Annotated in this window: 9 protein-coding genes; 2 read left to right on the top strand and 7 right to left on the bottom strand. The window is 61.5% G+C overall.

Features of this window, described 5'->3' with window-relative positions:
* Positions 1–13: 13 nt before the first annotated feature.
* The 7 genes from IPJ76_04935 to IPJ76_04905 form a co-directional block, all read right to left on the bottom strand.
* A complete protein-coding gene (locus tag IPJ76_04935; GenBank protein QQR87574.1) occupies positions 14–397 on the bottom strand; it encodes a hypothetical protein in 384 nt (127 codons plus the stop codon).
* Positions 398–503: 106 nt separating this feature from the next.
* On the bottom strand, positions 504–1,238 hold the full coding sequence (gene rlmB / locus IPJ76_04930; protein ID QQR87573.1) for a 23S rRNA (guanosine(2251)-2'-O)-methyltransferase RlmB: 735 nt from the start codon (positions 1,236–1,238) through the stop codon (positions 504–506).
* A 46-nt stretch (positions 1,239–1,284) separates the two neighbouring features.
* Positions 1,285–2,592 carry a GWxTD domain-containing protein gene (locus IPJ76_04925; GenBank protein ID QQR87572.1) on the bottom strand — a complete coding sequence of 436 codons (1,308 nt, stop codon included), beginning with the start codon at positions 2,590–2,592 and terminating at the stop codon, positions 1,285–1,287.
* Positions 2,589–3,899, bottom strand: a complete 1,311-nt coding sequence (gene rmuC, locus IPJ76_04920) for a DNA recombination protein RmuC (GenBank protein QQR87571.1) — start codon at positions 3,897–3,899, stop codon at positions 2,589–2,591. The genes IPJ76_04925 and rmuC overlap by 4 nt, the downstream gene beginning before the upstream one ends.
* 27 nt (positions 3,900–3,926) lie before the next feature.
* The gene (locus IPJ76_04915; protein ID QQR87570.1) at positions 3,927–5,639 is read right to left on the bottom strand and encodes a BamA/TamA family outer membrane protein; all 1,713 of its coding nucleotides are present in this window, start codon (positions 5,637–5,639) and stop codon (positions 3,927–3,929) included.
* On the bottom strand, positions 5,633–6,313 hold the full coding sequence (gene ung, locus IPJ76_04910; protein QQR87569.1) for a uracil-DNA glycosylase: 681 nt from the start codon (positions 6,311–6,313) through the stop codon (positions 5,633–5,635). Before ung ends, IPJ76_04915 begins: the two co-directional genes overlap by 7 nt.
* Positions 6,314–6,629: 316 nt before the next feature.
* The gene (locus IPJ76_04905; GenBank protein QQR87568.1) at positions 6,630–7,046 is read right to left on the bottom strand and encodes an OsmC family protein; all 417 of its coding nucleotides are present in this window, start codon (positions 7,044–7,046) and stop codon (positions 6,630–6,632) included.
* Between the two features lie 89 nt (positions 7,047–7,135).
* Here IPJ76_04905 and IPJ76_04900 point away from each other — a divergent pair, with 89 nt between their 5' ends.
* Together IPJ76_04900 and lipA are read left to right on the top strand one after the other, a co-directional pair.
* Positions 7,136–7,894, top strand: coding sequence for a hypothetical protein (locus IPJ76_04900; GenBank protein QQR87567.1), 759 nt, complete (start codon positions 7,136–7,138; stop codon positions 7,892–7,894).
* Positions 7,891–8,760, top strand: coding sequence for a lipoyl synthase (lipA, locus tag IPJ76_04895; GenBank protein ID QQR87566.1), 870 nt, complete (start codon positions 7,891–7,893; stop codon positions 8,758–8,760). The genes IPJ76_04900 and lipA overlap by 4 nt, the downstream gene beginning before the upstream one ends.
* Positions 8,761–8,833 lie beyond the last annotated feature (73 nt).

Here is an 8,833-nt window from a genome sequence, read left to right as displayed (position 1 = left end):
CTCGTCAGGGACTTCAGCGGCTGGCGCGCGCATTGGAGCAGCGCTGCTCAGCTTCGTTCAGGGCGATGTGCTCTTCAGTGATGCGTGCAGGTGACACGCTTGCCAGTAGACCGGGCATGGCCCGCAAGCGCAGACTGTCCACGGTGCGGCCTTGCGCAGTGGCTTCCAGGACGAGAATGCCCGCCGGAACACAGGCGAAGGCCACTCGGGCCTCACCGCCTTTTTCCAGCTGGCGCACAAGGGCATCACGCTCCTCGCTGCTCAGGTCTTTGATCTTCAGGGTGATACTGCTGTTGGCAGGGCCTTGGGCAATGCCCATGACCGCCAAAAGCAGGGCGCAGCACGCAACCAGCACGCGGCGGTACGCCGTCATAAGATCGAGGGTCCAGGTCTTCATTGGTCCGGCTCCGGTGGGGTGAGTTCACCCACGAAAGCGGCCTTTCTACCGGACCAACCCCCAAAAGGTTATCGACCAGGGTAGGACTTTCCTCGACGAGCCTTGCTCAGGTCTTCCGTTGCTGGAGGACTGCGTAGAGCGCCACCCCGCAAGCCACGCTCACGTTCAGTGAGCCGATGGTGCCCACCATGGGTATGCGCACAAGGTCGTCGGCCATGCGCAGCACGGCGGGGCTCACTCCAGTATCCTCGGCACCCATGACCAGCAGCGTGGGGCCACTGAGGTCAGCCTCAGCCACCAGTGCGGTACCCTTCTCCGTGCAGGCTATAATGCGTAGACCGTGCTCCCGGCCCCGCTTCAAGGCGGTAACAAGCTCGTTGGCGCGGCAAACCGGCATGCGCAAGAGCGCGCCTGCACTGCTCTTCACGGCATCGCTGCCCAAGCGGGCGCTGCCTTGTTTGGGCACCAGCACAGCGTGCGCACCGAAACACTCGGCACTGCGCGCCACGGCACCCACGTTGCGCACGTCCGTTACCCCGTCCAAGGCAATGATCAACGGGGTCTGCCCGTGTTCGTACGCACGCGCGATCACCTCATCGAGGTTCTGTTCTTCCACCGGGCTGAGCAGCGCAATGACGCCTTGGTGCTCAGTGCGGGTCATGCGGTCTAACTTCTCCAAGGGAACCGGCTGCCACGGGATCTCCCGTTCCAGTGCCAGTTGCTTGATCTCCTTCAGGGCAGCGTGCCCACTGTCCCGCCGGACCAGCAGCTTCTCGATGTTCCGGTTGGCCGTCAGGGCTTCGGTCACGGGCCGAATGCCGGCCACGAGTTCATCTTTCATCTTCCTTTTTTGTCACCCTGAACTTGCCGCTGGGCATCTTTCTTCCTCAATTGTTGCGCACACGCCCATTGCGCCAGGCCTCAACATTGCGGTACCAAGCGCCCTTGAACGCCGGGTCGCGGTCGAGCACCAGGTCGTTGTCGGACCAAGGGTTGTTGCGCCTGGTGAACGTGAAGCTCAGGCTCATCATGTTGGCATCCTCGCCGTAGGTCCATGTTTCCCCGTTTTCGCCCAGTTGGATGCTGTTGGGCCTTCCGAAGATGATGTGCACCAAGCCGCGGTCCGTGCGCCAGCCTTCGGCGGTGGAGGTGAAATGGCGGTTCGCGCTTTCCACCCGGCCGTAAAAGGTCGCGATGGCTTCGCGCGCACGGTCGCGGTTGCCGTTCGCGTCGGTCCAGAAACGCTCCACGGCCGCGCGCACGTCTGGCGCTGTGCGCAACTTGTCGTGCTCCTGCATGCTGGTGATGTAACGCAAGGGCACCAGCATGTCGGCGCCTGTGCGTACGTACGGATAGGCATCGCCGAGAACGAAAAGTGTGTAGCCCGCTTGGCCGTCCACCGCCGACTTGAAGTGATAGGTGCCGCTGCGGTCGGCGTTGAACAGGAGGGTGCCATCCTGCGCGAGCGCAACGGTGAACGTGGAATCGGCGGTTGGGGCCGCCGGTGCAGCTGTGGTAGCGAACACCGGCGATGGCAACTTGTCAATGGCTCCCATGTGCTCCACAAGGAGCGTAGAACCAGCATAGCGCTCGCAACGGATGCGCACCTGGCGCGGCGATGGCAGGTGGTCGCTGAACCAAGGCAGTCCGGTGCCGGGGTCTTCGATGATGAAGTTCTGGCGATGGCCCGGCACATCCGCCGCGATCGGGATGAGCACACTGCTCACTGTTTCTCGGTGCATGTCGCGGGCGGTCACCAGCAGGTGGAAATTGCGGGAGGCAATGCGCCGCAGTTCCATGCTGCCGATAAGGTCCTTGTCCTCCCCAGGCTGACCGGCTTGGTCGCGCACGGTGGTTCCGGCGCTATCGATGAGCTGTGTGCACTTACGGTCGGCGTAAGCCGCGTAGGTGATGCGCACATGGCTGCGGTATGGTCCTCCCTGGCCATCGCTCTTGTAGAGCAGGTCGCCGGTGCGCAGCTTGAAGTAGATCATGGTGCGCTCCTCGCTTGCGTGGTATGCGCGCGCGTCCAGGCGCAACTGGTTCGCGTCGGGACCATAGAGCCAGCTGAAGTTGTCGCGGGTGGCTGCACGTTTCGGGGTGCTGCGGCATGCGGCGATGCTCAGCAACAAAGGCAGAAGCAGGACCGCCGATCGTCCCAGCGACCTCAATACAGGGGATCTTAGGGACTTCATGCTTCGGTGTTCTCTTCGAGCGAGCGCTGAACGAGTTTCTCGTGCAGGCTCTTATTGGTCTTTGCGCCCAGCTTCTTCAGCATCTCGACCTGTCGCACCAGGTTGCCGGGACCTTCGCTCAGTTTGCCGAGAGCCTTCTCGTACTGCTCCTTGGCGTCGTTCACGCTCTTGCCGATACGGCCCAGGTCCTCTGTGAAGCCGACGAACTTTTCGTACAGTGCGCCGGCACGCTCGGCGATCTCCAGGTGGTTCTGTGCAATGCGTTCGTTCTTCCAGATGTTGTGGAAGAGCTTCAGGCTGGCGAGCAACGTACTGTGCGTTACGATGTAGATGCGTTGTTCGATGGCCTCCTGCACCAGCTCGGGCCTTGTTTGTTGCGCCAGATTGAAGGCGCTCTCGATGGGCACGAACATGAACACGAATTCGGGCGTGGCCGTGCCGTAGAGCTTGAGGTAGTCCTTCGCCGCAAGTCCTCGCATGTGCGCACGCATGCTGTCGGCATGTGCCTTTGCCAGCCCATCACGTTCAGCGTCGTCGGTGCTGGCGACGAAGCGCTCGTAATGCGTCAGCGAAACCTTCGAATCGATGATGATGTGCTTGCCGCCTGGCAGGTGCACCACGGCATCGGGTCGTAGCCGAGAGCCATCGGAGAGCGTGCTGCTCGTCTGCAGAGTGTACTCTACTCCTTCCACCAATCCGCTGCTCTCGAGCAAGCGTTCCAGGATCATCTCGCCCCAGTCGCCCTGGGTCTTGTTGTCCCCACGCAACGCTTTGGCCAGGTTGTCGGCGTCTTGGCTGAGGCGCATGTTCTGTTGGAGCAGTTTCTCCACCTCGCCCTTCAGCGCGAACCGCTGCTTGCCTTCCTCGTCGTATGCCTTGCGCACCTGCTCTTCGAAGTCTTTGATCCGCTCCTTCAACGGGTTCAGTACGCCTTCGAGCGATTCCTTCTGGCGCTCGTTCAGCTCCTTGCCTTTTTCCTTGAGCAGCTCTGCGGCGATCACCTTGAACTCGCCCTTCATGCGTTCGTTCAGCTCCGTGATGTAGGTGGCCTGCTCCTTCAACTTCTCCTCCCGTGCGTCGGCCTTGGCCAGTTCGGCTGCCAGACGCTGTTCGGCGCTGCGCAGGTCGCCATCGCGTTGAAGAAGGTCGCCGCGTGTTTCCGCTATCCGCCGCTCCCGCTCTTCCAGCTCGCGGGCATGGTTGGCCTGCAACTGCTCCACCAATCCCTGCGACTTGCTGCGCAAAAGGAACCACACGAGTGCACCGCCCGCTGCGAGCCCGATCAACAGGAACAATGCTGCTTCCATTGGGGAGGGCTAAAGGTAGCCCGGTGCTCAGAACAGCGTGGTGAACCCGAAGTGCACTTTGCTCTCGCGCAGATCGATGGGATTGTCGAACTGCTGCCCCAGCGCGTAGGTGATGCCGAAGATGCCTGCCTTCGTTTCGAAACTGGCACCGACGCCGAAGCCAATGGGATCGTCGTTGATGTACTGCTCTCGGCTGTCATCCTCCCACCAGCCGAGGTCAACGAACGCGGAGAAGTTGCCGTTCTCCTCGAACAGGAAGCGGTACTCAACGGTGCCGATAGCATACGCCGAACAGAAGATGGAGGCCTCGTCCACGCCCCGCATGGTCTTCAGGCCGCCCACCCGGAAAAGCTCGTTGCTGAAGATGTTGTCGTTCAGCATCCAGCCGCCTTGTCCGGCAATGCGAAGCGTGCCTCGCTTCTTGAGCGGAACGTGGCAAGCGCCGTTGCCGAGCAATTCACCCTGCAGGCTTTCCTGCACTGGAGGTTGCTCGCCGCCGGTGGCCAGCGCAGTCGTGCTGCGTTTGTTGCCCACGCTGCCCTCAGCGAAAACGGTATGCCCTTTCCGTGGGTTGAAGCGGTAGTCGAACCGCTCGTGCGTCAGGTTCATGCCGTAGCTCAGCAGGTCAACATCGGCCAAGCCCGGCGTGGCGATGTTGAGCTTGCCCAATCGCTCGCTGCTTTTGTTGTTGATGAATAGGCCGAGTTTGCCACCGCGCACCATCAGGTACTCAACGGCACCGCGTGCGTTCACTTCAAGGAAAGTGGTGTCCCTTCTGAATATGCGCAGGGACAGATCGGTGCCGAAGGGCGTGTTGAGCAGGTAGGGGATGTTGGTGCGCAGCTTCAGGTCCTGAGTTCGATCCTGCAGTTTGCGCCAGTTGAGTTCGATGGCTTCACCTCGCCGCAATGCGTTGCGCAGCTTCAGGTCAACGTCGCCGGTGAGCACCACTTTACCGGTCACGGCATCGGGTTGCAAACCGAGGATACCGTTCGCGCTGCTGGCACTGCGGGTGTCCAGGAAGAGGTAGAGCTTGGTATGTTCTTGCGTGAATTGCACGTAGGGCCGTTGCTTCTGTTGCACGAAGGCCAGCTCCCGGATGCGTGTTTCGAGGTTGCGGATCACCGTCTCATCGTAGAGGTCGCCCGGTCGCACGCCCAAGTGCGCATACAGGTAGCGCATGTTGGTCTTGGCGGTGCCCTTCACGATCACGCTATCGATCTTCACGCTACGGCCTTTGTCCACCCAAAGGCGCGCATTCAACCCCTCGGCTTCCTGCCGAAGACTATCGAGCCCGGTTTTGGCGAAGGGGTATCCATGCTTGCTGCAATGGTCCAGTATGCCATTGAGCAGGGTGGCAACAGAGGCCGGAGTGATCGGCTCCACATCGTAGTTGCGCTGCCGGTAGCCGCCTTCGGCCGCCAGCGCTGCATCGCCCGGCCGCACGCTGAGCCGCGCCCAGCGGTACTTCGGTCCCACGTGCAGCGCGCAAACGGTCTTCATGGAATCGCCCCGGCAACTGTCCACCGTGGCTTCCAAGTGGCCTCGCCGCAGGAGGTCGTTCACCGCAGCCTGTCTCGCCATCGCGATGTCCCATCCGTCCTTCAGTTCGATCGTGGTGTCGAACCGTTTCGGTAACGGTGCATCGGCCTCGAACTGCACAACAGCGCGCTGCGCGGACGCACCGACCCATGGCCCAATGGCCATCAACGCGATCAACCACCAATGTCGCGTCACCATGCTATGGGCGTTTTCCCCTGACCTTCAAGAATGGAGTTGGCGGTGCTGAAGTGCCCGCAACCGATGAACCCGCGGTGTGCCGATAGGGGTGAAGGGTGAGGTGCCTTCAGGATGTAGTGCTTGTCCGCGTCGATCAGCGCGGCTTTGTCCTGTGCGAACCTGCCCCAGAGCATGAAGACCAGACCCTCGCGCTCAGTGCTGAGCAGTCGGATGGCTTCGTCTGTGAAGGGCTCCCAGCCCTTGCCTTGGTGCGATCCTGCCGAGTGTGCCCGAACCGTCAGTGTGGCATTGAGCAGGAGCGCGCCTTGCGTTGCCCAAGTGGTCAGATCGCCATTGGCTGGCTTTGCCTTGCCAAGGTCGCGTTCCAGTTCCTTGAAGATGTTCTCCAAGGAGGGTGGGGGTGGTATTCCGTCCGGGACCGAAAAACAAAGTCCGTGGGCCTGCCCCGGTCCGTGGTAGGGATCCTGGCCGAGGATCACCACCTTCACATCATCGAAACCCGTGCTGCGGAAAGCGTTGAAGATGTCCTTGCCCTTGGGGTAGACGGCGAACCGCTCCCGCTCGCCCACGAGGAACTCCTTCAGCCCGATGAACGAAGGGGTTGCCATGGCCGGTGCGAGCCGCTCGGACCACCCAGGTCCAATATCCGGCGTCTTCGGGGCGTTATCGGTCATGGCTGCGGTTGTCGCACAGACCCGAAAGATGCACCAACCCTTTGTTGAAACCTTTTCGGGGCGCGCATGGTTGAAGGCATAATTTTGGCCGCAGCCGGAGCGGCAGTGAAGGAAGATCCACTCGGCACGAACCGACGAACGATGAAAAAGACGCTCTTCGTACTAGCACTGATCGTAGCAGGCGCTGCGTTGCTCACAAGCTGCAACAAGCACCAGAGCTGCCCTGCCTACGGCAAGGTGCACAAGGTTCCCACCGAACGCGCCTAACCGCTGCTCCCCAGCGCGATGATGCCCCGGCACTCCGGGGCATTCGCGTTTACGGTCGTCCCTGCCAGTCAAAGACGATCTCTTGCACAAGGTCCTCGCGCAGGCTGAGGGCTACCGGGCACGTGTGGGCTGCCCGCTCCAGGATGGTGCGTGCCTTGGCGTCCAGTTGGCTCCCGTCCAAGCTGAAGTGCACTTCCACTTTGGCGATCCGCCTGGGGTCGCTGGCCATGTGCTTAACGACCCGTGCCTCCATCCCCGAAAGGTCCCAGCCGCGGTCGCGGGCGGCAATGCCCATGATCGTGAGCATACAACAAGCCAACGAGGTGCTCGTCAGGTCGCTCGGGCTGAAGGCTTCGCCACGGCCTTGGTTGTCCGGCGGCGCATCCGTCACTATCCGTTGCCCGCTGCGCACATGCACGGCCTCGCAGCGCAGGTCGCCGAGGTATTTCACTTTCGCGGTGTCCATTCCAAGGATGGCGGTTGCTTGATGCCGCCGCCGCGTGCGAAGGTGCTCAACACCTGCGTTCACAGGCTGCTTAGCTTTGGCGTCCTCTCATGGATAGGTTGCAATGGTCACTGTTGGTCGCGCTGATCTGCGCGGTGCATTCAGGTTTGCTGGCGCAGCAAACCAGTTTCGATGACCAACGGACGCTCTACAGCAAGGAGATCAGCTTCGGGGCCATCATCCACAGCGATGGCTGGGGCTTGAATTTCACGCACGGCAAGTACCGCACGGCCAAGACGCGCCGCACCTTGGGCATCGAGATCGTGAGCATGAAGCATCCCAAGGAGGTGAAGAGCTTCAATCCGTACTACGAAGACTCGCGCGGTTACTACTACGGGAAGATCAACCACATGGTGGCCATCAGGCCTACCTACGGTCGCAAGCAACAGGTCAGCGATAAGGTGCGCCGGGGAGGTGTGGAAGTGAACTGGTTCTGGGCCATTGGGCCGAGCATCGCGCTCATCAAGCCGGTGTACCTGCAGATCGGCACTACGAACGTCCCGTACGAGAGCATTGTGGTTGAGCAGTACGACCCGGACAAGCACTTCGTGGACAACATCTATGGCCGGGCCAGTTGGTTCCGTGGCTTGGAGGAGAGCCGGTTCTACTTTGGCGGCTTCGGTAGGGCAGGGTTCAACTTCGAGTATGCCAGCCCGGGTGTATCCATCAAGGCCATTGAATGCGGCGCCGCGCTTGATGCCTATGCTGAGCCGATGCCGCTGATGGCGGAGAAAGGCGATGTGCACAACAAGCGGTTCTTCATCACGCTTTTCGCCTCGCTGCAGTTCGGTAAGAAGACGATCCGATGAGCGAGCATGTGCCGGTTGCCGAGCCACGGGCCAAGAAGCCCGACTGGCTTCGTGTGAAACTGCCCACCGGTGAGAACTACCGGAAGGTGCGCGACATCGTTGGGGAGCACAAGCTCCACACGATCTGCCAGAGCGGCAACTGCCCCAACATGGGTGAGTGCTGGGGTGCCGGCACGGCCACGTTCATGATCCTCGGCAACACCTGTACCCGGTCCTGCGGCTTCTGTTCCGTGGCCACCGGCCGCCCCGAAGCGGTGGATCCCTTCGAGCCGGCCCGCGTGGCCCGCAGCGTTGAGCTGATGGGGGTGAAGCATTGTGTCATCACCAGCGTGGACCGCGATGACCTCGCCGATGGTGGTGCCGATATCTGGGCACGCACCATCCGGGCCATCCGCCGTCGCTGCCCGGCCACCAAGTTCGAGACGCTCATCCCTGACTTCCAAGGGAAGTGGGAGAACCTTCAGGTGGTGCTGGATGCCCAGCCCGATGTGCTGAGCCACAACATCGAGACAGTGCGGCGGCTCACCCGAAAAGTGCGCGTGCAGGCCAAGTACGATCGCAGTCTGGAGGTGCTCATGCGCAGCAAGCGCGCCGGATTGCGCACCAAGAGCGGGATCATGCTCGGTTTGGGCGAAACGGACCAAGAGGTGGTGGAAGCCATGGAGGACCTGCGCTCCGTGGGCGTGGACGTGGTTACCCTGGGGCAATACTTGCAACCGACAAAGGCCCATCTGGGTGTCCAGGAGTTCGTTCACCCCGACCGGTTCAAGCGCTATGAGGAGCTTGGCAAGAGCATGGGATTCCGGTTCGTGGAGAGCGGCCCGCTGGTGCGCAGCAGCTACCACGCCGAGAAACACGTCCTCTGATATATTGCACGCCTTCAAACCGGGACAACCCGTGGCCTCGGACCTGTATAGGGCCAGCTTCGGATCGGCCCCG

This window comes from Flavobacteriales bacterium (assembly GCA_016699575.1).
GTDB lineage: Bacteria > Bacteroidota > Bacteroidia > Flavobacteriales_F > PHOS-HE28 > PHOS-HE28.
The sequence above is the reverse complement of the archived record's forward strand: the minus strand, read 5'-3'. Positions and strand labels throughout refer to the sequence as shown.

Excerpts from the sequence above, each read along its gene's own strand:
- IPJ76_04935 (QQR87574.1), bottom strand. The coding sequence starts at position 397 with ATGAAGACCTGGACCCTCGATCTTATGACGGCGTACCGCCGCGTGCTG.
- rlmB (QQR87573.1), bottom strand. The coding sequence starts at position 1,238 with ATGAAAGATGAACTCGTGGCCGGCATTCGGCCCGTGACCGAAGCCCTG.
- IPJ76_04925 (QQR87572.1), bottom strand. The coding sequence starts at position 2,592 with ATGAAGTCCCTAAGATCCCCTGTATTGAGGTCGCTGGGACGATCGGCG.
- rmuC (QQR87571.1), bottom strand. The coding sequence starts at position 3,899 with ATGGAAGCAGCATTGTTCCTGTTGATCGGGCTCGCAGCGGGCGGTGCA.
- IPJ76_04915 (QQR87570.1), bottom strand. The coding sequence starts at position 5,639 with ATGGTGACGCGACATTGGTGGTTGATCGCGTTGATGGCCATTGGGCCA.
- ung (QQR87569.1), bottom strand. The coding sequence starts at position 6,313 with ATGACCGATAACGCCCCGAAGACGCCGGATATTGGACCTGGGTGGTCC.
- IPJ76_04905 (QQR87568.1), bottom strand. The coding sequence starts at position 7,046 with ATGGACACCGCGAAAGTGAAATACCTCGGCGACCTGCGCTGCGAGGCC.
- IPJ76_04900 (QQR87567.1), top strand. The coding sequence starts at position 7,136 with ATGGATAGGTTGCAATGGTCACTGTTGGTCGCGCTGATCTGCGCGGTG.
- lipA (QQR87566.1), top strand. The coding sequence starts at position 7,891 with ATGAGCGAGCATGTGCCGGTTGCCGAGCCACGGGCCAAGAAGCCCGAC.